This is a genomic window from Streptococcus sp. 2018110 (assembly GCF_019754115.1).
GTDB classification, from domain to species: domain Bacteria; phylum Bacillota; class Bacilli; order Lactobacillales; family Streptococcaceae; genus Streptococcus; species Streptococcus hashimotonensis.
Genome location: NZ_JAIJZO010000005.1, coordinates 1 through 23,288, shown reverse-complemented (window position 1 = coordinate 23,288; position 23,288 = coordinate 1). Strand labels below are relative to the sequence as shown.

The 23,288-nt window shown below is 42.1% G+C and carries 25 protein-coding genes and 1 riboswitch; of the genes, 21 read left to right on the top strand and 4 right to left on the bottom strand.

The features are described 5' to 3' along the window. Positions 1-303 precede the first annotated feature (303 nt). Positions 304-1,701 (top strand): polysaccharide deacetylase family protein, encoded by a 1,398-nt coding sequence (locus tag K5Q34_RS04785; protein ID WP_221864598.1) that lies wholly within the window; start codon positions 304-306, stop codon positions 1,699-1,701. 66 nt (positions 1,702-1,767) lie between these two features. Here the strand turns inward: K5Q34_RS04785 and K5Q34_RS04780 are convergent, their stop codons facing one another. Both K5Q34_RS04780 and K5Q34_RS04775 read right to left on the bottom strand, forming a co-directional pair. Beyond that, positions 1,768-2,850 carry a DEAD/DEAH box helicase gene (locus K5Q34_RS04780; protein ID WP_221864597.1) on the bottom strand — a complete coding sequence of 361 codons (1,083 nt, stop codon included), beginning with the start codon at positions 2,848-2,850 and terminating at the stop codon, positions 1,768-1,770. Beyond that, positions 2,840-3,826, bottom strand: a complete 987-nt coding sequence (locus tag K5Q34_RS04775) for a Gfo/Idh/MocA family protein (RefSeq protein WP_221864596.1) — start codon at positions 3,824-3,826, stop codon at positions 2,840-2,842. Before K5Q34_RS04775 ends, K5Q34_RS04780 begins: the two co-directional genes overlap by 11 nt. 82 nt (positions 3,827-3,908) lie before the next feature. On the opposite strand from K5Q34_RS04775, the gene udk reads away from it, so the two are divergent. The 6 genes from udk (at position 3,909) to K5Q34_RS04745 (ending at position 8,051) form a co-directional block, all read left to right on the top strand. After that, positions 3,909-4,538, top strand: a complete 630-nt coding sequence (udk, locus tag K5Q34_RS04770; protein WP_002936217.1) for a uridine kinase — start codon at positions 3,909-3,911, stop codon at positions 4,536-4,538. Between the two features lies 1 nt (position 4,539). Next, positions 4,540-5,079 carry a PadR family transcriptional regulator gene (locus K5Q34_RS04765; RefSeq protein ID WP_024400271.1) on the top strand — a complete coding sequence of 180 codons (540 nt, stop codon included), beginning with the start codon at positions 4,540-4,542 and terminating at the stop codon, positions 5,077-5,079. An 87-nt stretch (positions 5,080-5,166) separates the two neighbouring features. Next, entirely contained in the window at positions 5,167-5,436 is a 270-nt protein-coding gene (locus K5Q34_RS04760; protein ID WP_002940218.1) for a DUF1294 domain-containing protein, read from the top strand. Positions 5,437-5,500: 64 nt separating this feature from the next. After that, positions 5,501-5,998 (top strand): GAF domain-containing protein, encoded by a 498-nt coding sequence (locus K5Q34_RS04755; protein ID WP_221864595.1) that lies wholly within the window; start codon positions 5,501-5,503, stop codon positions 5,996-5,998. Continuing rightward, entirely contained in the window at positions 5,998-7,665 is a 1,668-nt protein-coding gene (gene dnaX / locus K5Q34_RS04750) for a DNA polymerase III subunit gamma/tau (protein ID WP_221864594.1), read from the top strand. Before K5Q34_RS04755 ends, dnaX begins: the two co-directional genes overlap by 1 nt. Before the next feature lie 197 nt (positions 7,666-7,862). Continuing rightward, positions 7,863-8,051 carry a DUF3272 domain-containing protein gene (locus K5Q34_RS04745; RefSeq protein ID WP_002936839.1) on the top strand — a complete coding sequence of 63 codons (189 nt, stop codon included), beginning with the start codon at positions 7,863-7,865 and terminating at the stop codon, positions 8,049-8,051. On the opposite strand, the gene birA is transcribed toward K5Q34_RS04745, so the two are convergent. Then, entirely contained in the window at positions 8,017-8,973 is a 957-nt protein-coding gene (gene birA / locus K5Q34_RS04740; protein WP_105142904.1) for a bifunctional biotin--[acetyl-CoA-carboxylase] ligase/biotin operon repressor BirA, read from the bottom strand. The two genes, K5Q34_RS04745 and birA, sit on opposite strands and share 35 nt — an antisense overlap. Positions 8,974-9,037: 64 nt before the next feature. Here birA and K5Q34_RS04735 point away from each other — a divergent pair, with 64 nt between their 5' ends. From K5Q34_RS04735 to K5Q34_RS04695, 9 genes are all read left to right on the top strand, one after another. Further along, positions 9,038-10,072, top strand: coding sequence for a M42 family metallopeptidase (locus K5Q34_RS04735; protein ID WP_221864593.1), 1,035 nt, complete (start codon positions 9,038-9,040; stop codon positions 10,070-10,072). A 1-nt stretch (position 10,073) separates the two neighbouring features. Further along, positions 10,074-10,811 carry a hypothetical protein gene (locus K5Q34_RS04730; RefSeq protein ID WP_221864592.1) on the top strand — a complete coding sequence of 246 codons (738 nt, stop codon included), beginning with the start codon at positions 10,074-10,076 and terminating at the stop codon, positions 10,809-10,811. Positions 10,812-10,829: 18 nt separating this feature from the next. Then, positions 10,830-11,297 carry a cytidine/deoxycytidylate deaminase family protein gene (locus K5Q34_RS04725; protein ID WP_044754313.1) on the top strand — a complete coding sequence of 156 codons (468 nt, stop codon included), beginning with the start codon at positions 10,830-10,832 and terminating at the stop codon, positions 11,295-11,297. 714 nt (positions 11,298-12,011) lie between these two features. Then, the gene (gene metK / locus K5Q34_RS04720; RefSeq protein WP_221864591.1) at positions 12,012-13,202 is read left to right on the top strand and encodes a methionine adenosyltransferase; all 1,191 of its coding nucleotides are present in this window, start codon (positions 12,012-12,014) and stop codon (positions 13,200-13,202) included. 30 nt (positions 13,203-13,232) lie between these two features. After that, a complete protein-coding gene (locus K5Q34_RS04715) occupies positions 13,233-13,844 on the top strand; it encodes an NAD(P)H-dependent oxidoreductase (protein WP_221864590.1) in 612 nt (203 codons plus the stop codon). Positions 13,845-13,994: 150 nt separating this feature from the next. After that, positions 13,995-15,254 carry a UDP-N-acetylglucosamine 1-carboxyvinyltransferase gene (locus K5Q34_RS04710; protein WP_221864589.1) on the top strand — a complete coding sequence of 420 codons (1,260 nt, stop codon included), beginning with the start codon at positions 13,995-13,997 and terminating at the stop codon, positions 15,252-15,254. A gap of 94 nt (positions 15,255-15,348) precedes the next feature. After that, positions 15,349-15,921, top strand: coding sequence for a GNAT family N-acetyltransferase (locus K5Q34_RS04705; RefSeq protein WP_205028620.1), 573 nt, complete (start codon positions 15,349-15,351; stop codon positions 15,919-15,921). Continuing rightward, complete coding sequence (locus K5Q34_RS04700) at positions 15,918-16,778, top strand: methionyl aminopeptidase (RefSeq protein WP_205028621.1); 861 nt, start codon at positions 15,918-15,920, stop codon at positions 16,776-16,778. The genes K5Q34_RS04705 and K5Q34_RS04700 overlap by 4 nt, the downstream gene beginning before the upstream one ends. A 47-nt stretch (positions 16,779-16,825) precedes the next feature. Further along, positions 16,826-17,749 carry a YihY/virulence factor BrkB family protein gene (locus K5Q34_RS04695; RefSeq protein WP_221864588.1) on the top strand — a complete coding sequence of 308 codons (924 nt, stop codon included), beginning with the start codon at positions 16,826-16,828 and terminating at the stop codon, positions 17,747-17,749. Positions 17,750-17,767: 18 nt separating this feature from the next. On the opposite strand, the gene K5Q34_RS04690 is transcribed toward K5Q34_RS04695, so the two are convergent. Beyond that, entirely contained in the window at positions 17,768-18,205 is a 438-nt protein-coding gene (locus K5Q34_RS04690; RefSeq protein WP_024384996.1) for a GtrA family protein, read from the bottom strand. Between the two features lie 28 nt (positions 18,206-18,233). After that, a riboswitch (PreQ1 riboswitch) is annotated at positions 18,234-18,336 on the top strand. Here K5Q34_RS04690 and K5Q34_RS04685 point away from each other — a divergent pair. The 5 genes from K5Q34_RS04685 (at position 18,334) to K5Q34_RS04665 (ending at position 22,947) form a co-directional block, all read left to right on the top strand. Further along, positions 18,334-18,849, top strand: coding sequence for a QueT transporter family protein (locus K5Q34_RS04685; RefSeq protein WP_012027540.1), 516 nt, complete (start codon positions 18,334-18,336; stop codon positions 18,847-18,849). (Overlaps the previous riboswitch by 3 nt.) Positions 18,850-18,964: 115 nt before the next feature. Continuing rightward, positions 18,965-19,807, top strand: a complete 843-nt coding sequence (locus K5Q34_RS04680) for an aldo/keto reductase (protein ID WP_105212293.1) — start codon at positions 18,965-18,967, stop codon at positions 19,805-19,807. Between the two features lie 81 nt (positions 19,808-19,888). Continuing rightward, positions 19,889-22,045, top strand: coding sequence for a Tex family protein (locus tag K5Q34_RS04675; RefSeq protein ID WP_221864587.1), 2,157 nt, complete (start codon positions 19,889-19,891; stop codon positions 22,043-22,045). Continuing rightward, on the top strand, positions 22,032-22,466 hold the full coding sequence (locus K5Q34_RS04670) for a SprT family protein (protein WP_208582568.1): 435 nt from the start codon (positions 22,032-22,034) through the stop codon (positions 22,464-22,466). The genes K5Q34_RS04675 and K5Q34_RS04670 overlap by 14 nt, the downstream gene beginning before the upstream one ends. 130 nt (positions 22,467-22,596) lie before the next feature. After that, positions 22,597-22,947 carry a PBECR2 nuclease fold domain-containing protein gene (locus K5Q34_RS04665; RefSeq protein ID WP_024389543.1) on the top strand — a complete coding sequence of 117 codons (351 nt, stop codon included), beginning with the start codon at positions 22,597-22,599 and terminating at the stop codon, positions 22,945-22,947. The last annotated feature ends 341 nt before the right edge of the window (positions 22,948-23,288 follow it).

The window sequence follows — 23,288 nt, the reverse complement described above, 5'->3', positions numbered from 1 at the left end:
AAAAATCAGAAAATGGCAGAAGGGAGGGCATTAGGAAGTAAATCAATTATTTATACTCAATGAAAATCAAAAGTAGCCTAGGAAACGAAGCCGAAGATAGAACTCTGTTACTTTCTTATTTCAAGGTAACAGGCTGAAAACCTCCACTGGAGCTTTTCACTCATCAAGGCAAGTTGACAACGGATAATTTTGATTTTCGAAGAGTATTGCCTAATCTTTTTATGAGTTTTTATAGAACTGTCTTGACAAGAGCTTTTAAATGATTTAGCATAGTTTATATATGTTTTGAATGGGAGGTTGGAGATGAAAAAAGTTAGTTTTTGGTTGGGAATCAACATCGCCTTGCTCGGAATGATGGTAAGTTTGGCTTTATGGTTATTTGCAGGACTTCAAGAAAGACAAGTTAGTCAGTTTATCGAGGAAAAACAACAAACCATCCTCGCTAAAGGCAAGGGCAAAATTCAAGAGGGGAATATTGATACGACCCATGTTGTGGCTGCCTTACCTACAGATGATGCAGGTCAAGTCTTAGGACCTGTAGAAAGTCGAATGATTTCTTATGTTCAAAGACGCTTTGGTCATAAAAAACCAGCAGGAAAAATTCAAAAATTGGTCTTTGTTTCGTCAATAGAGGGAAAAACTAATTTTAAAAATGTAACAGCTCGTGAAATTCAAGCGGAGCATTATAAAGTAGACAACTTGCAAATTAAAAAGCAGGATAAACTCCCGTCTGAGCGTGTGTTGTTGACGCAGGACAATGAATTGTTTACCCTGGAAGATTTATTACCTAATTTATCCTCTGCAGCAAGTATTATTGTTGATCATCTAAGAGACGCCTTACTTGCTCAAGGTATGGAAAAGACTGATGTAGAAGCGATTGTCAAAAAGTTTGAAACACTAGACTTAAATGCTATCTCCTTTAGTTATGGAGACAGCCAATTAACCTTACAATTACCAGATGGTTACGGCATCAACCAGTTGGTTCTACCAATTTCAGATTTGTACCCAGTAGTGAAGAGTGATTACCTAGTAGATGCTGATAAGGTTGGCTATGATGAGTATATGGCTGCACAAGTTGTGGATAAGAAACATTTGAGACAGGTAGCTCTAACCTTTGATGATGGACCAAATCCGAATACGACACCGGTAGTTTTAGATTTACTGAAAAAATATAATGCCAAAGCAACTTTCTTTGTTATTGGTAAGGCTGTAGCTGGGAATGAAGCTATTCTCCGTAGAATGGTAGCGGAAGGGCACGTCATCGCCAACCATACGTGGAATCATCCTAATCTAGTCACTATTTCTGGGGAGCAAGTACAGAGAGAAATTCAAGATACACAGGCAGCTATTGCTGAAGCTACAGGTATTGTACCAACAATGGTTCGTCCTCCGTATGGTTCAGTTAACCAGGCTGTTGTCAATCAGATGGGACTTCCATCGATTTATTGGTCGGTCGATTCTAAAGATTGGAAGAGTCGCAATCCCCAAGCCATTTTGAAAGAAATAAAAGAACAGACTTGTCCAGGAAGTATTATCCTAATGCATGATATTCATCAGTCAACAGTTGATAGCCTCGAGTCTGTATTGCAATACTTAACAGGTGAGGGCTACAATATGGTTACTGTAACAGACTTACTCGCCAGTCCTCTCAATCCTCAATTAATCTATTATTCACAAGAATTATCTGGTCCAGCCCGGTAAGAATGATAAAAGGCTTAGAATCATGTTAGTAGAAACACTGGTTCTAAGCCTTTTGTATATTGTTCATTATATTTTGTAGAGCTCTTGATTTTTGAGAATGACTTCTTGGACGGAGGCATACTTTTTCAATTGTTTTAATTCGCTAGGACTAGATACTAGGGTAATGACAAGTCCCTCCTTGCCCATGCGTCCAGTACGTCCAGAACGATGAGTGTAGGCTTCTTGGTCAAAAGGAACTTCAAAGTTGAGGACACATTCTAAGTTATCAATATCGATACCACGTGCGACCATATCTGTAGCAAGTAGAAGATTGAGTTCGTGATTTTTGAAACGTTCGATGATGACCTTGCGGAATTTTACGTTGACATCCGAAGCCAATGAAACTGCATTCACACCATTATAGAGTAGTTTATCTTCGCTTGCACCAAGGTCTGATAGGCTGTTAAAAAATGCAAGAGCACGAAAATCAGGGATATTGGCAAACTTACGTAGAGTTTCCAAACGTTCACGCTTATCTACCATCATATAGCAATGCTGGATATTATCCAATTTCTGCTCAGATAAATCAATGCTTTCAATGTCTTCAGCAATTTTTTGACGGTCAAATTTAGCTGTTGCACTCATGTAGATCAACTGGTGGTCACGAGGTACATAGTTAATAATCTTTTCGACAAACTGATATTGAGAATCGGAGAATAGCTGATCAAATTCATCTAGGATGATGGTGTTAATATTCATCATCTTGATTTTTTTCAATTTAATCAACTCGAAAATACGACCAGGTGTTCCAATCAGGATTTCTGGTCCTTTTTTTAGTCGCTCAATCTGGCGTTTTTGACTGGAACCAGATAAGAATAGTTGAGCAGTCAACCCAATTGTCTCCGACCAAGTCTTACAAACATCAAATATTTGGCCAGCCAGCTCAGTATTTGGTGCGAGAATGAGCAATTGTTGGGCTTTTTTAGGAGTTAGGGCTAATAGGCTAGGCCAGAGGTAGGCAAGGGTTTTTCCTGTGCCTGTTGGGCTGATAGCTAGAAGGGACTGGCCGTTTGCAATAGGCTCAAAGGCCTGAACTTGGATAGGAGTAAAGTCCTCAAAGCCAAGTAGGGTAAGCTGGTCCGTCCAGCTGGAGGGAAATTTAGATTTCATTGTTATCCGCCTTAAAGATTATTCCTGCGTCTTGACGCATGGTGTAAAGTGTTTGATGGACGCTTTCTGCCACAGCCAACCACTGGTCCACAAGCTCGCGGTTTTGTTGCTTGATTGCCTGTGCAATTTCTAGCGCTTCTTCGAGCATAGGGTGCTGGGCCGCTTGGATTGGTAAAACAATTTGCTCTCCGTCATGTTTTGTGAAAATAGCAGAGCTGATATGCTGGCATGCGTTGAGTGTTAGTGTTCCATCATTTGTATAGATTTCGCTCGCTAGATTGCTCGTAATATTTTTTCCTGCTTGAATGTGGACGATATAGTTGTCATAAATGAGTTGTCCCGAACCATTTAAGTCAATACTAGAAGGTAGCTGTTGTGCTACATAGCGGGCCGTTCTGGGAGTTCCCAAAATGCCGATAGCGGCGTAGAGCGTATAGACACCTAGATCCATGAGAGCACCACCGGAAAAATCAGTTGAAAAGATATTTGGCATTTGCCCACCTAACAATTCAGGCATCTTAGAAGAATACTTGGCATACCCAAATGAACCACCTAAAATCGTTTTATCCATCAAAAATTCACGGATAATGGTTTGAGCCTGTTCGTGATAGTTTCGAGCAGCCTCAAATAGGAAAACATTATTTTCTTGGGCAACGTGACGCAATTGTCCTAATTCCTGAGGTGTAGAAACCATGGGTTTCTCAACAATAGCATGTTTACCAGCAGCTAGAACAGCTTTTGCCTGTTCAAAGTGCAGGGCATTTGGACTGGCAATATAGACAACGTCAATGGGAGCAGAAAGAAATTTTACCCATTCTGTGTATAAATCGACTCCTTCATACTGCTCTGAAAAGACAGCAGCAGTTTCTAGTTTACGGGAGAAAACAGCCTGTAGCTGATAATGTCCACTTAAATGGGCCGCCTCTATAAAACGATGAGAGATGTCTGAGGTGCCAACAATACCAAAATTAAGCATAAATTCTCATTTCTTTTGTGTTATCCTTTTCATTATACCATGTTTCATGGTAAAATAGTATTGAAAATAGAAGGAGATGATGATGACTCAGAAACCCATTATTATTGGCGTAACCGGCGGATCTGGGGGTGGCAAGACAAGTGTGTCACGTGCCATTCTGGATAATTTCCCAAATGCTCGTATATCTATGATTGAACACGATTCTTATTATAAGAATCAGTCCCACCTGACCTTTGAAGAACGGATACTGACCAATTATGATCATCCACTGGCTTTTGATACGGATTTGATGATTTACCATATCAGTGAGCTATTAGCAGGACGTTCAGTGGATATTCCGATTTATGATTACACTCAGCACACACGTTCAGAGAAGACCTATCGTCAGGAACCACAAGATGTATTTATTGTGGAAGGTATTTTAGTATTGGAAGACAAACGGTTGCGGGATTTAATGGATATTAAGATATTCGTCGATACTGATGACGATATTCGTATCATTCGCCGCATTAAGAGAGATATGGAAGAGCGTGGCCGTAGCTTAGATAGTATCATTGAGCAGTACACCTCGGTGGTGAAACCAATGTATCACCAGTTTATCGAGCCAACCAAGCGCTATGCAGATATCGTCATTCCTGAAGGCGTCAGCAACGTTGTAGCCATCGACTTGATTAACACCAAGGTGGAGAGTATATTAAGAGAGCGTGGTTAAGATGCCCAAGCAAAGAATATTACCTCATATCATATTAGGGATTATGGGTGCTAGCGGTCAGATGGTAACTGGCAAACAGATTACCGACTATGTTCAACGTGATTTAGGCGAATTTTGGCAGGTTGCCCATAGCCAAGTCTATCCAGAATTAAAACGTATGACCAAGGAAGAATTGATTACTTGTCATGCAGTACCTGGAAATGAAAAGGAAAAGCAGTATGCGATGACGGCTACTGGTCGTCAGATTTTAGACGAATGGCTATCCATTCCAAATGAAGAAACGCCTCAGCAAAAAGACTTGTTTTCAATCAAGATGTTTTTTATCCGTGAAAAGGATGACCCACGGATTCCTGGTTTGTTGCAGAGTCAAATTGAACTAGTCACCAAGCACTTAAAACACCTAGACAGTCGTAAAGTTGAGCTGTTCTCAACCAAGGAAAGTATCCAAGACAATTATGGACACTATTTGATTTTGACACGGGCTATTGAACGCAACCGTGCCCAGCTCAAATGGTTAGAGGATACACTGGCAGAAATGTAACGATTCGGATTTCCGAATCGTTTTTCCTTGTGTCCTGTTTTGGATTATGTTAGAGTAAGAAGAAATGTGACTTAATTGGAGGAATGTATGTCAATCAAACAGATGGTTAGTATGGCGCTAGTAGTTTGGAATTTAGTTGTCTTCATTACCTATGGTATGGATAAAGGAAAGGCAAGAAAGAACGCCTATCGGATTTCAGAAAAGACCTTATTACTCATGTCCTATTTTGGTGGCGGGTTGGGTGCCTGGGCAGGTGGAACCCATTTTCGGCATAAGACACAGAAAAAGTATTTTCAACTAGCCTGGGCTATAGGGGTATTGATTGATGCAGTGATTATGTACTGGATGTGGAAATAGGCGCAAGCCTTTTTCTTTATCGCTCGGACTATAAAAGTCGGCTTAACTATGCTATAATGTTCCTATGACAAAACAAGAAAAAATTTCAAATTATCAACTATTATTGGCTCAATTGGAAGCTCTTCTTGATGGTGAAACCAATGCTTTAGCCAATCTATCAAATGCTTCTGCTTTGCTCAATCAAGCTCTACCAAACTCTGTCTTTACAGGATTTTACTTGTATGATGGTAGTGAATTGATTTTGGGGCCTTTTCAGGGTAGCGTTTCCTGTGTTCATATTGCACTTGGAAAGGGTGTCTGCGGTGAGGCTGCAGCTAAGCGCCAGACTATTCTCGTAGACGATGTTCGTCTACATGATAACTATATTTCCTGCGATGCGACAGCTCTTTCGGAAATTGTGGTGCCAATGGTGAAAAACGACCAGTTGCTGGGCGTTTTGGACTTGGATTCGAGATTGGTTGCTGATTATGATACGATTGACCAGAAATACCTTGAGCAGTTCGTCGCACTCTTAGTGGAGAAGACGGACTGGAATTTTGCTATGTTTGGAGAAAAACGCTAATGTACCAAGCTTTATATAGGAAGTACCGAAGCCAGACCTTTGGGGAGATGGTGGGGCAGGAGGTGGTTGCGACCACACTCAAACAGGCCATTGAACAGGGGAAAATCAGTCATGCCTATCTCTTTTCAGGTCCTCGTGGTACGGGTAAGACATCGGCAGCTAAGATTTTTGCCAAGGCCATGAACTGTCCTAATCAGGTTGGAGGCGAGCCTTGTAACGATTGTTATATCTGTCAGGCTATTACGGAAGGTAGCCTGGAAGATGTGATTGAGATTGATGCTGCTTCCAACAATGGTGTGGATGAGATTCGTGATATTCGTGATAAATCGACCTATGCACCTAGTCTTGCGATCTATAAGGTCTATATCATCGACGAGGTCCACATGCTGTCTACTGGTGCCTTCAACGCCCTCTTGAAGACCTTGGAAGAGCCGACTGAAAATGTGGTCTTTATTCTAGCAACGACGGAATTGCACAAAATTCCTGCCACCATTCTGTCAAGGGTGCAACGATTTGAATTTAAGTCCATCAAGGTGACGGACATTCAGGAGCACTTGGCTGCAATTTTGACCAAGGAAGGGCTAATCTTTGACGAGCAGGCTCTGACGATTATTGCGCGTCGGGCAGAAGGGGGGATGCGGGATGCCCTATCTATTTTGGATCAGACTCTCAGCCTTAGTCAGGACCAGCAAGTGACCTTGGAAATTGCTGAGGAAATTACGGGTTCTATCAGCTTGCGTGCCTTGGATGACTATGTGGCAAGTCTGCGTCAAGGGGATAGTGTCACAGCTCTCCAGCATCTACAAACCTTGTTTGACCAAGGAAAGAGTATGAGCCGTTTTGCGACAGATCTTTTGCACTATTTGAGAGATGTCCTTATCGTACAGACAGGCGGTGAGAATACCCATCTGACTGCTGGTTTTACGGAAAATCTAGCACTGGCTCAGGATCGGATTTTTACCATGATTGAGATGGTGACCAGGGGGTTGGCGGACATCAAGTCCAGTCCTCAACCGAAGATTTACGCTGAAATGATGACCATTCGTTTGGTTGAAGATAGTTCTCCTTCGGGGGCAATGGCAGAGCTGCCAGCTGATTTACTGGGTCAACTAGCCAGTCTGCAACAACAAGTTGCGGATTTACAGAAACAACTAGGTCAATTATCTAGTCAACCAAGTGCTGTTAAGCCAGTTTCACGCAAGCCGCAGGCTCCGAAGAAGTACCGATTGGATACCAGCAAGGTTCATGCTATTTTGCAGGAAGCTATGGAAAATCCAACCTTGGCGCGTGAAAATTTGACTCGCTTGCAGAATGCTTGGGGAGAAATTATTGAGAGTTTATCAGGAGCAGATCGTGCCTTGCTTGTTGGTTCTCAACCAGTCGCTGCAAATGAAAATCACGCGATTCTAGCCTTTGATTCTCCGCTTAATGCTGAACAGACTATGAAGCGTGACAATCTCAATACCATGTTTGGAAATATTCTCAGCAAGGCCGCAGGTTTTTCGCCACAGATTTTAGCTATTGCTCAGGAAGATTGGGTAAGTATTCGTGCTGAATTTTCAGCCAAGGCCAAGGGGCAAAAGACACAAGAAATCGAAAAAGAAGCCAGTCCAGTTCCAGAAGAATTTGGCTTTCTAGCGGACTCAGTAGAGATTTTGAATGATTAAAAAATATCAGCCCTAAGACTGATGAATAGTTTTGATAGATATTTTATACTATATTCAATCCTAAATATTTTTCATATCTCCTTAAGAAACACTGACTGATTTAGTTGGTGTTTTCTTGTTTAGAAAAGAATCGAAACCTATCAAGAAAGCATATAAAAATTCAGCCAGTTGACTGAATTTTTGGTATAATCTATTTTATGAAACTTCCACAATTTCTTTTTTTAGCCATTACAACTATTTTAGCTGTTTATTTTATGAATGCATCGATTTTGACAGGAGATTTCTTGATTGCAGGTATCTACGCCTTTATCGCCTATCGGAATCTTCATTTTGCTTACAAGGTGACTAAATTTATTCGTTTGGTGGAGAAGCAGACCAAGAAGTAAGGCTGATTTCTCCGCTGGAGATAATTTTTGCTTTGCCGTTATCTAACTGGATAACCAGGTTTCCTGTATCAGTAACAGCGATGGCAGTACCCTTAAATTCAACTTGATTTTCTACAAAGCTCACTTGTTGGCCAACGACAAGTGATTTTTCTTTGTAAAGGGCAATTAGTTCCTTCTCATCGGTTTCTAAGAAGGCTTTCCAGATGGCAGTAATGAGTTGGTTGCGGGTAAATGGAGGTTGTTCCTCGAAAAGATTTCCGGCAGATTGTTGTAATTCCTTAGGGAAATCGTCTATGCGGACATTGATGCCGATACCGATAATGACATCGGTTACCCGTTGGTTTTCCATAGAAGAGATAGCCTCAGTGAGGATGCCAGCAACCTTTTTGTGTCCGAGATAGATGTCATTGACCCACTTGATTTGGACGTCCAAGTCGCAAAGAGATTGAATGGCCTTCACAACAGCTGCTGCAGCTAAAATGGTGTAGGGCTTAAATTCTAGAAATGGAACATTGGGAGAGAGACGAAGCGACATATAAATGCCACCTGACTTGGAGGCATAAAATGGTCTCCCAAATCGTCCCTTGGCTTTATTCTGATAGGGAGCTAGATATAGGGCAGGACTAGTATGACCTGCTTCAATACCTTGCTTGGCATCTAGCTGGGTGGAGTCGCTATCCATATTCAGATGGACAGGTAGTTGAAGCTCCTGAGAGATTAATTCGGGTAGGAGTAAATCGCCTTCGGCTAATCTATAGCCACGATTACGGGCAGCCTCAATAGTTAAACCATGCGTTTCTAACTGGCGAATGGCCTTCCAAATGGATGTCCGTGAAATGCCCAATTCCTGTGCCAAATCTTCTCCGCTGACATAATCCTCTCTCTCTTTTAAAAGGAGATATATTTTCTGATAGGTTTTCATACCTTCATTATAGCAAAAAATTTACCTAAAACGTGATATAATAGTTTCAAATAAGGAGGTTTTCATGAAGACACTTGATTACATTGTTAAATTGACCAACACTCCGTCGCCAACTGGTTTTACGACGGATATTATGAATTACATCAAGGCAGAGGTTGAAAGTTTCGGCTATGCTGCTAGTAAGACTGCTAAAGGTGGTGTTTTGGTGACAGTTCCGGGGGAAAATGACCAGGAACACCGCATGGTGACTGCTCACCTGGACACACTGGGGGCCATGGTGCGTGCAGTGAAGCCAGATGGCCGACTCAAAATGGATTTGGTGGGAGGATTTGGATACCCTTCTATTGAGGGAGAAAACTGCTTGATTCATTGTGCCAAGAATGGTAAGACCTTCACAGGTACCATTCTTATGCACCAGACCTCTGTCCATGTCTACCGAGATGCCAGTACCGCTGAGCGCAATCAGACCAATATGGAAATTCGTTTGGACGAAAAAGTGACCAATGCGGACGAGACGCGGGCCTTGGGTGTTGAAGTCGGAGATTTTATATCATTTGATCCTCGGACTGTTGTGACTGAAACTGGCTTTATCAAGAGTCGTCACTTGGATGATAAGGTATCCGCAGCTATCTTGCTTCATCTTTTGAAAGTCTATAAGGAAGAGGGAGCGATCTTGCCTTATACGACCCATTTTTACTTTTCAAACAATGAAGAGATCGGCTACGGTGCTAACTCCAGCATTCCTGCTCAGGTGGTTGAATATTTGGCAGTCGATATGGGTGCGATGGGAGATGACCAGCAGACGGATGAGTACACGGTTTCTATCTGTGTCAAGGACGGCTCAGGTCCCTACCATTATGAACTCCGTCAGCACTTGATAGCCTTGGCTGAAAGAGATGGAATTCCTTACAAGCTGGATATTTATCCTTACTATGGTTCCGATGCTTCGGCAGCTATGCGAGCAGGTGCAGATGTTAAGCATGCCCTACTGGGGGCTGGCATTGAATCTAGCCATTCCTATGAACGGACCCATTTGGATTCTGTAGTTGCGACTGAGCGGATGGTAGATGCCTATTTGAAATCAGTAATGGTAGATTAAGATGAATGAAACCCGTTTTTTAGAGTTATTCAATGACTTGGATAAGGTCTTGCGCAAGGTGTGCGGTGTTGCGGATGGGGAATATGCAGATGTAGGCTCTATGTTGACCAAGGCAAAGGAATTGACGCGACATAATCCCGTTGAGGCGAACTGGGATAAACTCTATGTGGCCAGACAGCTCCGCAATCTCATGGTTCATGAGAAACGAACAGGTTTGAAGGAAGTAGCCCAACCTTCGCAGGAATTGATCACTGTTTTGGAAAAAGTGATAGCCCAGTACCAAGAACCGGTTACCATTGCTGACTATTTGCAAAAGACCCAGAAAATTAAGCCGGTTATTTTTGAGGCCAAGGACAAATTGATAAAGGCTTTAGAAATTGTGGAGCAAGAGCATTTTTCTAAGTTTCCTATTTTTTCTGACAAGGTTTATCAAGGTCTGGTTTCTGACAAGGGATTGACAAATTGGTTGGCCAAGGCAAGCAAGGAACCGGGCTCTATACGTGAAAAATTGGTAGAGGCTAGTCTTGAAGACGTACTAGCTTGTGAGGAAGATAGTATTCAGGTAATTATTCTGCCAATAACAGCCCATCTTTATCAGGTAATTAATCATTTTGAGGGGCGTAAGCGCACAACCGTCCTAGTCAGTCGTCAGGCGAGCGGGAAGATTCATTCGCCAGAGGATCTTGTTGGTATTGTCACAGCCCAGGACTTGGCAGAGATTTATGGGATGGTGGATTGAGTGGAGAAAGGAGAAATCATGTCAACAAATCGTTTAGCTTGGGATGAGTATTTTGCGGCTCAGGCGCTTTTGATTGCCAATCGGGCAACCTGTAAGAGAGCCAAGGTCGGTGCGGTTTTGGTTAAGGACAATAAGGTTATCGCAACAGGCTACAATGGTTCTGTTTCAGGAACCGAACATTGTTTGGATCAGGAATGCCTTATGATTGATGGTCATTGCGCTAGAACCCTGCATGCGGAAGTCAATGCTATTTTACAAGGAGCGGAACGGGGAATTCCAAAAGGTTTTACTGCCTATGTGACCCATTTCCCATGTCTCAACTGCTCCAAGCAATTGTTACAGGTTGGTTGTAAGCGGGTTGTCTATATCAATCAATACCGCATGGATGACTATGCTCAGTACTTGTATAAAGAAAAGGGCTGTGAGTTGGTTCATTTGCCTCTAGAGGTGGTTAAACAGGCAATTGCAGATGCCGAATTTATCTAATGATTCTGTAGAAGAGTGGGAGTGGGAAAGAACTCAAACATTCATAGAAGTGTTCCCCTCCCTTCCAAACATTTAGGTTCGGGCTAAAATAGTCCACTGGACTATTTTACTCCCACCTCCGCACAGCTCCAAAGGTTCGAGGAACCTTTGGAGGTTGGAGATAGAGCGAACAAAGTTCGCATCAGTCGTAGAGGTTAGATTTGGAGTGTAAAACACGAATTGCTGAGATTTGCTTCGCAAATCTTATCTCCTACCTTTAACAGTCCACTGGACTGTTAAACCCAATCAACCACTGCGCTGAGATGTTGACACTAACTTTGAGAAGAGGTGCTGGGCTTTTTACCCAGCCTCCTCTTTATTTTTAAGAAAATGCTAGGATAGTCGGTCAATCTATGCTATACTAGAAACGTTATTAAGTCCCGAAAAGGTAGTTTATAGACTAGTTAATATTTGCAGAAACACTTGAAACACAATTAAAGAAGCTGGTAACATCGAATAGTAAGCGTAAAAACTTTACTACACTTCAGTCACCATTTTCTTCAAATAAGGCTGATTTCATACAGTCTGGTATTGTCTTTCTCGTTGAGTATCTGGAAATTTTCCTTTGTTCAAGACAGAAGTCTTTCGCAAAGAACTAGTCTTTGACTAGTTCTTTGTAACCTTAGTAACCCGCTAGGTTTCTAGCATATATTCTATTTTAAGGGGGACATTTTTATGTCAGAACGTAAGTTGTTTACGTCTGAATCTGTTTCGGAGGGTCATCCGGATAAGATTGCAGACCAGATTTCAGATGCTATTTTGGACGCTATTTTAGCAGAGGATCCAGATGCGCACGTAGCGGCAGAGACGGCTGTTTATACAGGTAGTGTTCATGTCTTTGGAGAGATTTCAACCACTGCCTATGTGGATATTAACCGTGTGGTACGTGATACGATTGCGGAGATTGGCTATACAAAAGGTGAGTATGGTTTTTCAGCTGAGTCGGTTGGGGTTCATCCGTCACTTGTAGAGCAATCGCCAGATATTGCCCAAGGCGTCAATGAAGCTTTGGAAACTCGTCAAGATGCTAGTCAAGATCCATTGGATTTGATTGGTGCAGGTGACCAGGGGCTCATGTTTGGTTTTGCAGTAGATGAAACGCCTGAACTCATGCCGTTGCCAATTTCACTTAGTCACAAATTGGTGCGTCGTTTGGCCGAGTTGAGAAAATCTGGTGAAATTGCTTATCTCCGTCCAGATGCTAAGTCACAGGTAACGGTTGAATACGATGAAGACAATCAACCTGTTCGTGTGGATACAGTCGTTATTTCGATCCAGCATGATCCAGAAGTTAGCCAGGAACAAATTCGTCAGGATGTCATCGAACGTGTGATCAAGGAAATCATTCCAGCTCAATATTTGGATGATCAAACCAACTACTTTATCAACCCAACTGGTCGCTTTGTTATTGGTGGACCTCAAGGGGACTCTGGTTTGACAGGTCGTAAGATCATCGTTGATACCTATGGTGGTTATTCTCGTCATGGTGGCGGTGCCTTCTCTGGTAAGGATGCGACCAAAGTGGACCGTTCTGCATCTTATGCGGCACGCTACATCGCAAAAAATATCGTCGCAGCTGGTTTGGCTAAAAAGGCGGAGGTTCAATTGGCCTACGCTATCGGTGTTGCTCACCCAGTTTCAGTTCGCATCGATACCTTCGGTACGAGTACAGTAGCAGAAAGTAAATTGGAAGCAGCTGTTCGTCAGATTTTCGACTTGCGCCCAGCAGGTATTATTCAAATGTTGGACCTCAAACGTCCGATTTACAAGCAAACTGCAGCCTATGGACACATGGGACGTACCGATATTGATCTCCCATGGGAGAAATTGGACAAGGTGGAAGCCTTGAAAACTGCTGTTTTGTAATGAAATAGTTGTCCATTTAGTGAGAAGTTTATGAAAGCGTTAATTGTCTTTGCACACCCTAGAAAAGAAAGCTTTACACATGCTTTGGTTGATAGAGTGGCGGAAGCTCTGCTGGAAAATGGAGCAGAAGTCGTCATACGAGATTTATACGAAATAGGATTCGATCCCGTGTTACGTGGAGAAGATACCATTCATATTGAGGATGGTAAATTTGTACGTCAGGCAACTGTTTTTCCAGCAGATGTTCAAGTTGAAATGGATTTGATTGCCGAAAGCGACTTACTAGTCTATATATTTCCGAGTTGGTGGAATGGAATGCCTGCTATTATGAAAGGTTACGTAGACCGTGTATTTCAACATGTCTTTGCTTACAGTTTTGAATCTGATGAACCACGTAAATTATTTTCCACTAAGAAAGCTATTTTCTTTACGCCAACAGGGCAGCCACAAAATGCAGATGGGAGTCTGACACCGATTGATCAAGCGATGAAAACCCTGACCTCAGAATGGCTTTTCAACAGCAACGGTGCTCAAGTCATTGACCATATCTTCTATGGGCGAGTACCTTATTTAACGAGAGAAGAGCTGGAGTTGTATCTCGTGGATGCAAGAGAGCAAATTCAGAGAATTTTTCATAAATGATGAAGAGAGATTCACTAATAGTATATAAATATAAAGGACTGAGTTCATTGGCTCGGTCCTTTTGCCTGCTATATAACTAGCTTTTTCCAAGACTTTATGATAGAATGAAACGTATGCCTTTTTAGGCAAATTAAGAAAGTGAATGTTAGTATGAGAAAAATTGTAATTAATGGTGGAAAAACACTGAAAGGGTCGGTTACCGTTAGTGGTGCAAAAAACTCAGTTGTTGCTCTTATTCCGGCCATTATTCTTGCAGATGGGATTGTTACTCTGGACGGAGTACCTGCAATCTCGGATGTAGATAGCTTAGTTGATATTATGGAAACAATGGGCGCGACGGTCAAGCGTGATGGTGAAACCTTGGAGATTGATCCTCGTGGTGTAAAAGACATGCCTATGCCGTTTGGCAAAATTAATAGCTTGCGTGCATCCTACTATTTTTACGGTTCCCTCCTTGGTCGCTTTGGTCAAGCTGTTGTTGGCTTGCCAGGTGGTTGTGATTTGGGACCGCGTCCGATTGATTTGCACTTGAAAGCATTCGCGGCAATGGGAGCTGAGACAACCTATGAAGGTGACTATATGCGCTTGGCAACTAATGGTCAGCGTATTCAAGGGGCACATATCTTCATGGATGTTGTCAGCGTCGGTGCGACAATTAATACTATCTTAGCAGCTGTTAAAGCAGAAGGCCGTACAGTTATTGAAAATGCGGCGCGTGAACCTGAAATTATTGATGTGGCAACTTTGCTTAATAATATGGGGGCACGTATCCGTGGTGCTGGTACAGATATTATCACCATTGATGGTGTAGACAGTCTAAAGGGAACACGTCATCAAGTGATTCCAGACCGTATTGAAGCAGGGACTTATATTGCCCTTGCTGCTGCTGTTGGTGAAGGTATTCGCATTGATAATGTCCTTTATGAACACTTAGAGAGTTACATCGCTAAGTTGGAAGAAATGGGTGTTCGCATGACCATTTCTGAAGATAGTATTTTTGTTGAAAAACAAGAAACATTAAAGGCAGTGAATATCAAAACATCACCTTATCCAGGTTTTGCGACAGACTTGCAGCAGCCCATTACACCTTTACTGCTTAAGGCAGAAGGTACTGGTACGATTGTTGATACGATTTATGAAAAACGTGTTGGTCATGTGCAGGAGCTTGCAAATCTTGGAGCAAAAATCTCTACTCGTAACAACCATATTGCCTTTGAAGGTCCAAATCAACTGACTGGTACATCTGTTAAAGCTACTGATTTGCGTGCGGGAGCCGCAATGGTTATCGCTGGTTTAATGGCTCAAGGGCGTACAGAAATTACAAACATTGAGTTTATTCTACGTGGTTACTCAAATATTATTGATAAGCTGACAGAATTAGGTGCAGATATTCAATTGATTGAGGATTAGAGAGTCTAATTGAGAACTATTTTCTCAAAACGTAAACGATTAAAAAACGAAACAATCTGGGGCTGGGAGTAATTCTCAGCCCCTTGGGTACACTATGACACTTTGGACAAGACTAGCGAAGTTTGCTTACTTTGAAACGGACCGTTTGTATTTACGACCATTTTCTTTTGAAGATGGAGAAAGTTTCTATGAAATTGTATCAAATCCCGAAAATCTTCCTTTTATCTTTCCAGCTTTGGAGGACAGAAATATTGCTTTTTCGACAATGGTTGAAAAATTTATGCGTTCACCATTGGGAAACTGGGCTTTAGTTGATAAGCATTCGGAGAGGATGATTGGTGCGCTTTGCTTTGAAAAGATAGATGAACGTCAACTTTCTGCGGAGCTCAGCTATTTCCTAAAAAAAGACTACTGGAGAAGAGGTTTGATGACGGAAGCAGTGCGGACTTTAGTCTATCTAGCTTTTTATGAATTTGGTCTGAGGGAGCTGGTTATTGTTACTCATGAGGAAAATGTAGCCAGTCAGATGGTGGCGAAAAAAGCTGGTTTGGTACAGGTTGCGCAGTATCGTGGAAGTGACCGCTATAGCCATAAAACAAGAAATTATCTAAAATTTAGCTTGAAGAGGGCTGAATTTAGTTTAGAAATGTATGAGGAGAATGAATGATTACCATTAAATCACAACGAGAAATTGATGCAATGAACCGTGCTGGAGATGTTCTGGCTGGTATTCATATTGGTTTGCGAGAGATTATCAAGCCAGGCGTGGACATGTGGGAAGTAGAGGAATATGTCCGTAAAACGTGTAAGGAAAAGAATGTTTTGCCACTCCAAATTGGTGTTGATGGAGAATTGATGGATTATCCTTATGCAACTTGTTGTGGATTGAATGACGAGGTCGCTCATGCCTTTCCGCGTCATTACAAACTTAAAGAAGGTGATTTGCTGAAGGTCGATATGGTTTTGAGTGAGCCCTTAGACAAAGCGGTAATTGATGTTTCTAAGCTCAACTTTAATGATGTCAAGGCTATGAAGAAAATCACCCAGACCTATCGTGGTGGTTGTGCGGATTCCTGCTGGGCTTATGCGGTCGGTCAGGTCTCTGAGGAAGTTCAAAACTTGATGGACGTGACCAAGGAGTGTTTGTATCGTGGTATCGAGCAAGCCGTTGTTGGTAATCGTATCGGGGATATTGGTGCAGCCATTCAAGAATATGCAGAAGGTTTGGGCTACGGTGTTGTTCGTGACTTGGTGGGTCACGGCGTTGGACCAACTTTCCATGAAGAGCCGATGGTTCCTCACTATGGAACTAGAGGGCGTGGACTCCGTTTGCGTGAGGGCATGGTTTTGACTATCGAGCCTATGATTAATACAGGGACTTGGGAAATTGATACGGATATGAAGACTGGTTGGGCTCACAAAACACTTGATGGTGGCTTATCTTGCCAATATGAGCATCAGTTTGTCATTACTAAGGATGGTCCAGTCATTTTGACGAGTCAAGGTGAAGAAGGGACCTATTAATTCTCGGAGAGGTCGTGAATAATAGGTGAATGAGGAAGGAGGAGAGAATGAAGAAAACCAAAATAGTTGAAGGTTTGAAAACATTCTGCTCAACCTTCTTTTCTTTTTATCGTTCTGCTGATAGCGATGTAACAAGTGTTGCGGTAGCTTACTATTTGTTAATTTCTATTTTCCCTATTCTTCTAACTCTTGCGAATTTACTGCCCTATTATCCATTTGATGTGGATATGATTTTATCGGTTGTAGCTGAATTTGTGCCAGACAAGCTCTATCCTTCGGTTTCATCTTTTATCACTTCTGTATTAACAAAGCCGTCGTCATCATGGTTAGGGATTTCAATTCTGACCACTCTTTGGACCCTGTCACGTAGTATGACCATTTTGCAGAAGGCCTTTAATAAGGCTTATGGCATCAATGAACACCGTGATTTTATTATTGGGCACTTGATTGGCATATTTTTAGGAATTGGTCTGCAGGTAATTATCCTCTTAAGTATTACGCTTTTGACTTTCGGGCAGGCAGTTTTTTCTTATATTAATAAGCTGGTTCCTATTGAAGACGCCTGGCTGAAGGGACTTCTTAGTCAAACACAGTTAGTAGGTTTAATGGCTCTGTTTGCCGCCTTGGTTATGCTTTATTTCTTTTTGCCAAATGTTCGGATAAAAAAAGTTCGATATGTTTTTCCAGGAACCTTGTTTGTTCTATTGACGATGACTTCTATTGGAAAGTTATTTTCGATTTATGTTGATAATTATGCCAATAAGTTGCTGGATTTTAGAATAGTAACAGCTGTCGTCTTTCTTGTTTTTATGCTTTGGTTCATTTTTATGGCTCAGGTACTCATCGTTGGTGCAATGATTAATGCTACGGTTCAAAGTATGCAGGTAGAAGAGTTTCATGCCAGAGATGGGGATATTGTTTCTATCTTGAATAGGCTAAAGGCAAGATTTACAGCGATAGATAAAGACTGAGGTGGGAGAATTCCCACCTCATTTCTTATCTTTAAATACAAATAATTTACTTAAAACGTAGTTTAGGACAATAACTAAGACTTGCGAGAAAAGTGTCGCAATGGCATTGACCAGGTTGATGTTGTTATGTACAAATTGTCCAATCAATTGTGGATAGGCAGCTACGAGTATATAGGCTAAAGCCATATCCAAAACAAGAGTGACAATTCGAGCGGTAGTGAATTTGATGAGGCGTTGGAACCAGCCTTCCCTTACTTGCTTAAATACAAAGCGATCATTTGTCCAAAAGGCAAAGAGGATAGCTACTGCATTGGCTAAAAGAGTTACTAGCAGAATGGATGGGATGAACAGAAAGAGTCCCATACGGGTAATCATATAAACAAGAGTTGCTGCAACACCTGCAATCAAATAGAGAATCACTTCGTTATTGATGAGTTGATAAAATAGTTTTTTCATAGGACTAGTCTATCATTTTTAGGAAAAATATGCTATACTAATCAACGTTGTTGACAAATTCAATGACCCTTGGGGCTTGCTCACTTTACCCAAGCATATTTTAAGCTTTTTCGCTAAAGGAGAATTTTATGAATACATCTAAATGGACTGCCAGAGATATGGCAGAAATTGCTCTTGTTGCGGCGATTTATGTCGCTCTTACCTTGACGCCGCCATTGAATGCTATTTCCTTCGGGGCTGTTCAGTTCCGTTTGTCTGAAATGCTCAATTTCTTGGCTTTTTATAATCGTAAGTATATTATCGCTGTGACCATTGGCTGCATGATTTCCAACTTGATTGGTTTTGGCGTGATTGACCTCTTTGTGGGTGGATTCTCGACATTAATCTTCGTTACCTTGGGAGTTATTCTGTTTGAAAAATACAAGAAGGATTATCTATTCGGTGGATTATTTAACAAGGCTTTCTTTTATTTCTCATTCTTTTTTGCGGCAACTATGTTTACCATTGCTTTAGAATTAAAAGTCTTATACGATTTACCATTCTTTCTAACTTGGTTGACAACAGCAGCAGGAGAATTGCTTTCTCTATTAGTTGGAGCTGTTGTTATCGATAAACTATCCAAGAAAATAAATTTTGAAAAGTAAGTATACAATAAATGTGAGCAGACACTTTCGGGTGTCTTTTATTTTTAGGTCGCATTATTTTGTATTGATTGACAATTTAGTTTATACTGGGGATAGAAGAAATAGGAGGTCTTTTATGACAAGATATACATTTTCAAATGGTGTAACTGTTCCTAAAATTGGTTTTGGAACTTGGCAGATACCTGATGGTGAAGTAGCGTACGGTGCGGTTTCTTATGCATTGGAAACTGGTTATCGCCATATTGATACTGCTCAAATTTATGGCAATGAAGCTAGTGTTGGTCGGGCTATAGCTGATAGTGGTCTAGCTCGTGAGGACATTTTTTTAACAACTAAGGTTTGGAATGATAAGATTGGCTATGAAGATACCCTTGCTTCAGTAGAAGAATCCATGCAAAAACTTCAGGTGGATTATCTGGATTTGTTACTGATTCATTGGCCAAATCCAAAGGCTAGTCGTGAGACGATTGGATGGAAAAAACGGAATGCCCAGGTTTGGAAGGCATTAGAAGAGCTCTATCGTGCTGGAAAAGTGAAAGTAATTGGAGTTTCTAACTTTATGGAACACCATCTAGAAGCTTTGCTGGAAACGGCTGAGATTATCCCGATGGCTAATCAGATTATGTTAGCTCCAGGAACTCCTCAGTCAGAATTAGTTGCTTACTGCAAAGCCAAAGGCATTCTCTTGGAGGCCTATAGCCCATTTGGTACAGGAAGCCTTTTCCAAAGCCAAGAAGCAGCCGATTTGGCTAAAGAAGCTGGTTGCAGTGTGGCCCAGTTAGCATTGGCTTGGTCTTTAGATAAAGGCTTTCTCCCTCTCCCGAAATCAACTAGTCCAGAAAATATTAAGGCGAATTTGGAAATTGATGGCTTGGTTATTAGTCCGACAGCAGTTGCAAAGTTGGATAAACTAGAAGGAGTGAAAGGTCGACTTGATCCGGATCAGGCTGAATTTTAATTAGCTATTGAGAGCATGTAGTTTATCTACGTGCTTTTTCTATTGAGTCACTTGTACCGCTTTCATGCTATAATAGTAGCTATGGAAGAAAAATATTTGAAAATTGCTCAGGAATTGGGCGTTAGTTTAAAACAGATTGATACTGTCCTGTCTTTGACGGCTGAAGGCAACACTATTCCCTTTATCGCTCGTTATCGGAAGGATGTGACGGGGAACTTGGACGAGGTGGTCATCAAGTCTATCATCGATCGGGATAAGGCCTTGACTGCTCTTGCTGAACGTAAGGCTACCGTTCTTGCCAAGATTGAAGAACAAGGTAAATTGACAGACCAGCTCCGTCAGGCTATCGAGGAAGCGGAAAAGTTAGCAGATGTGGAAGAACTCTACCTGCCTTATAAGGAAAAACGTCGGACCAAGGCAACGGTGGCGCGTGAGGCTGGGCTGTTCCCGCTGGCTCGTCTAATTTTGCAGAATGTAGCTGACTTGGAAGAACAGGCTGCTGCTTTTATCTGCGAGGGTTTTGATACTGCCCAGGCTTGTTTGGCTGGGGCTGTGGATATTTTGGTCGAAGCTATCTCAGAAGACAATAAACTTCGGGCCTGGGTCTACCATGAAGTACAGACTAATTCAAGCCTTACTTCAGAGCTAAAAGATCAAGAAGCAGATGAAAAAGAAGTCTTCCAGATTTATTATGATTTCTCTGAGAAAGTGGCAAAAATGCAGGGTTATAAGACCCTAGCCATCAATCGTGGGGAGAAATTAGGAGTTCTCAAAATTTCTTTTGAACACAATGTGGATAAAATGATCCGTTTCTTCGAACTGCGTTTTCCACAGTCTAATAGCTACATTAAGGATGTCATTCAGCAGGCCATCAAGAAGAAAATTTTGCCTGCTATGGAGCGTCGTATTCGAACAGAATTGACGGAAGAAGCAGAAGAAGGTGCAATCCAGCTCTTCTCTAAAAACCTACGTAATTTGCTTCTCGTATCTCCCCTCAAAGGCAAGGTTGTTCTTGGTTTTGACCCTGCCTTTCGGACAGGTGCTAAGCTGGCAGTTGTAGACCAGACGGGAAAACTCTTGACAACCCAGGTCATCTATCCTGTGGAGCCGGCTGGTCAGCGACAAATTGCTCAGGCCAAGAAAGACTTGGCAGACTTGATTGGGCAATACCAAGTGGAAATCATTGCTATCGGAAATGGGACGGCCAGCCGTGAGTCTGAAGCTTTCGTTGCTGATTTGCTCAAGGACTTCCCAGAAGTTTCTTACGTCATCGTCAATGAAAGCGGAGCTTCTGTTTACTCAGCTTCTGAACTGGCACGACATGAGTTCCCAGACCTCCCTGTGGAAAAACGCTCTGCCATTTCCATCGCCCGCCGTCTGCAAGACCCTCTAGCAGAGCTGGTCAAAATCGATCCCAAGTCGATCGGTGTCGGTCAGTACCAGCACGATGTCAACCAGAAATCTCTGTCTGAAAGTCTGGACTTTGTAGTCGATACGGTGGTCAACCAGGTCGGGGTCAATGTCAATACGGCCAGTCCTGCCCTTTTGGCTCACGTGGCTGGTCTCAACAAGACCATTTCGGAGAACATCGTCAAGTACCGCGAGGAAAATGGTGCCCTGACTTCTCGTCAGCAGCTCAAGAAGGTGCCTCGTCTGGGTGATAAGGCCTTTGAGCAGGCAGCTGGTTTCTTGCGCATCCCAGATGCGACTAACTTTTTGGACAATACTGGCGTGCACCCCGAGTCTTACAAGGCTGTGGAAAACCTGTTAGAACTTCTAGTTATTGACCACTTAGATGAGGCTGCGCAGGAAAAATTAAAGCAGGTGGCTATCGCAGATACGGCTGAAAAAATTGGTGTCGGTCAGGAAACCTTGAAGGACATCATCGCAGACTTGCTCAAGCCAGGTCGTGATTTACGGGATGACTTTGAAGCGCCAGTCCTCCGTCAAGATGTCTTGGATGTTAAGGACTTGGTGGTCGGACAGGAATTGCAAGGTACAGTCCGCAATATTGTGGACTTTGGAGCCTTTGTGGACATCGGTGTCCATGAAGATGGCTTGGTTCATATTTCACGCATGGTCAAACGCAAACGGGATAAGAATGGACGCCAACAAGCCTTACCTCATCCTAGCGAAGTCCTCGCTGTTGGGGAAATTGTTACTGTCTGGGTGGTGGAAGTGGACATCAAACGCAACCGTATCGGTCTTAGCCTTTTGAAACCAAATGGATCTGAATAAGTATGTGCAAGAAATCTCCTTGCAAGACTTCGGTAAGGAATTTCGACATGTAGCAATCTGGAACAGGCGATTACGCTCAACGGGTGGTCGCTTTTTTCCAAGAGATGGGCATTTGGATTTCAATCCCAAACACTTGGAGGAACAAGGCTTAGAAGTCTTTCGGAAGATTGTCCGCCACGAGCTCTGCCATTACCATCTCTACTTTGAGAAAAAAGGCTATCGGCACGGAGATAGGGACTTCAAAGAACTACTGGCTGCGGTGGACGGCCTGCGCTATGCTCCCAAACTGGAACAAACTGCCAAGCCTAGCCTGCTGTATACCTGTCAGTCCTGTGGACAAGTCTACCAGCGCAAGCGCCGCATTGACCTAAAAAAATACCGATGTGGGAAGTGTAGGGGACTTCTAGAGAAAATACTTTAAACTGAAAAAGCAGAGCTAAAACCTTGAATTGGACTTAGATCTACGGATTAGTGATTTGTAGAACACTCTTAATAAGTTGATTACATCAAAAAATATATATAAATTTTTTGAAAAATGATAAAATATATTTATGAAAATAGTCGGTCAATTATCAAAGAAAATCATTGAGGAATTTGGATTATCTCTAGCAGAGGGAACTGAAATCTGGTTATCTCCTAAACGAAAAAAACACATGGAAAAACATAGATATGAATTTGTTGATTTTGATAGTACTTTTGAGCGTATCAATGAAATTATTCAACATCCAGATTATGTTGGGCAGCATCCAAATGGTCAATCCTTAGAGTATATTAAGCAGTTAGATGGAAATGTTTTAGTTGCTGTAAGATTAAGCGATAAATTGATGGTTAGAACAATGTATGTTATTAAAGATACTAAGTTAGAAAATTACATTAAAGCTGGCAGAACGAAAAAAATGTGATATAATATAACTAGAGAAAACACCGAGGGCGGAACAGGCAGCCGCCACACCCATTGGGTCTGAAAGAGATGTAGGAATGCCACCCTACCGATGTTTTTTATCAAAAATTTGGAGACACTCAGTCTCCTTTTTATTATGTGACTTTTAGTCCGTCACGCTCCGTAAGGTGCGTGACAAATAAACCACCCGCTATGCGGGTGTGCGACGAAGGTTATACCAAAAAAACTCCAAACGCGATACAATAAAGGTGTTCAAGCCTATTGTAAAGCGAGAGGAGAAAAGTATGGCACAAAAGGCACATAGTTTATCACATACAAAGTGGCTGTGTAAATACCACATTG

Bases quoted from the DNA above. Each gene is read 5' to 3' on its own strand.
- K5Q34_RS04785 (WP_221864598.1), top strand. From the start codon at position 304: ATGAAAAAAGTTAGTTTTTGGTTGGGAATCAACATCGCCTTGCTCGGA.
- K5Q34_RS04780 (WP_221864597.1), bottom strand. From the start codon at position 2,850: ATGAAATCTAAATTTCCCTCCAGCTGGACGGACCAGCTTACCCTACTT.
- K5Q34_RS04775 (WP_221864596.1), bottom strand. From the start codon at position 3,826: ATGCTTAATTTTGGTATTGTTGGCACCTCAGACATCTCTCATCGTTTT.
- udk (WP_002936217.1), top strand. From the start codon at position 3,909: ATGACTCAGAAACCCATTATTATTGGCGTAACCGGCGGATCTGGGGGT.
- K5Q34_RS04765 (WP_024400271.1), top strand. From the start codon at position 4,540: ATGCCCAAGCAAAGAATATTACCTCATATCATATTAGGGATTATGGGT.
- K5Q34_RS04760 (WP_002940218.1), top strand. From the start codon at position 5,167: ATGTCAATCAAACAGATGGTTAGTATGGCGCTAGTAGTTTGGAATTTA.
- K5Q34_RS04755 (WP_221864595.1), top strand. From the start codon at position 5,501: ATGACAAAACAAGAAAAAATTTCAAATTATCAACTATTATTGGCTCAA.
- dnaX (WP_221864594.1), top strand. From the start codon at position 5,998: ATGTACCAAGCTTTATATAGGAAGTACCGAAGCCAGACCTTTGGGGAG.
- K5Q34_RS04745 (WP_002936839.1), top strand. From the start codon at position 7,863: ATGAAACTTCCACAATTTCTTTTTTTAGCCATTACAACTATTTTAGCT.
- birA (WP_105142904.1), bottom strand. From the start codon at position 8,973: ATGAAAACCTATCAGAAAATATATCTCCTTTTAAAAGAGAGAGAGGAT.
- K5Q34_RS04735 (WP_221864593.1), top strand. From the start codon at position 9,038: ATGAAGACACTTGATTACATTGTTAAATTGACCAACACTCCGTCGCCA.
- K5Q34_RS04730 (WP_221864592.1), top strand. From the start codon at position 10,074: ATGAATGAAACCCGTTTTTTAGAGTTATTCAATGACTTGGATAAGGTC.
- K5Q34_RS04725 (WP_044754313.1), top strand. From the start codon at position 10,830: ATGTCAACAAATCGTTTAGCTTGGGATGAGTATTTTGCGGCTCAGGCG.
- metK (WP_221864591.1), top strand. From the start codon at position 12,012: ATGTCAGAACGTAAGTTGTTTACGTCTGAATCTGTTTCGGAGGGTCAT.
- K5Q34_RS04715 (WP_221864590.1), top strand. From the start codon at position 13,233: ATGAAAGCGTTAATTGTCTTTGCACACCCTAGAAAAGAAAGCTTTACA.
- K5Q34_RS04710 (WP_221864589.1), top strand. From the start codon at position 13,995: ATGAGAAAAATTGTAATTAATGGTGGAAAAACACTGAAAGGGTCGGTT.
- K5Q34_RS04705 (WP_205028620.1), top strand. From the start codon at position 15,349: ATGACACTTTGGACAAGACTAGCGAAGTTTGCTTACTTTGAAACGGAC.
- K5Q34_RS04700 (WP_205028621.1), top strand. From the start codon at position 15,918: ATGATTACCATTAAATCACAACGAGAAATTGATGCAATGAACCGTGCT.
- K5Q34_RS04695 (WP_221864588.1), top strand. From the start codon at position 16,826: ATGAAGAAAACCAAAATAGTTGAAGGTTTGAAAACATTCTGCTCAACC.
- K5Q34_RS04690 (WP_024384996.1), bottom strand. From the start codon at position 18,205: ATGAAAAAACTATTTTATCAACTCATCAATAACGAAGTGATTCTCTAT.
- K5Q34_RS04685 (WP_012027540.1), top strand. From the start codon at position 18,334: ATGAATACATCTAAATGGACTGCCAGAGATATGGCAGAAATTGCTCTT.
- K5Q34_RS04680 (WP_105212293.1), top strand. From the start codon at position 18,965: ATGACAAGATATACATTTTCAAATGGTGTAACTGTTCCTAAAATTGGT.
- K5Q34_RS04675 (WP_221864587.1), top strand. From the start codon at position 19,889: ATGGAAGAAAAATATTTGAAAATTGCTCAGGAATTGGGCGTTAGTTTA.
- K5Q34_RS04670 (WP_208582568.1), top strand. From the start codon at position 22,032: ATGGATCTGAATAAGTATGTGCAAGAAATCTCCTTGCAAGACTTCGGT.
- K5Q34_RS04665 (WP_024389543.1), top strand. From the start codon at position 22,597: ATGAAAATAGTCGGTCAATTATCAAAGAAAATCATTGAGGAATTTGGA.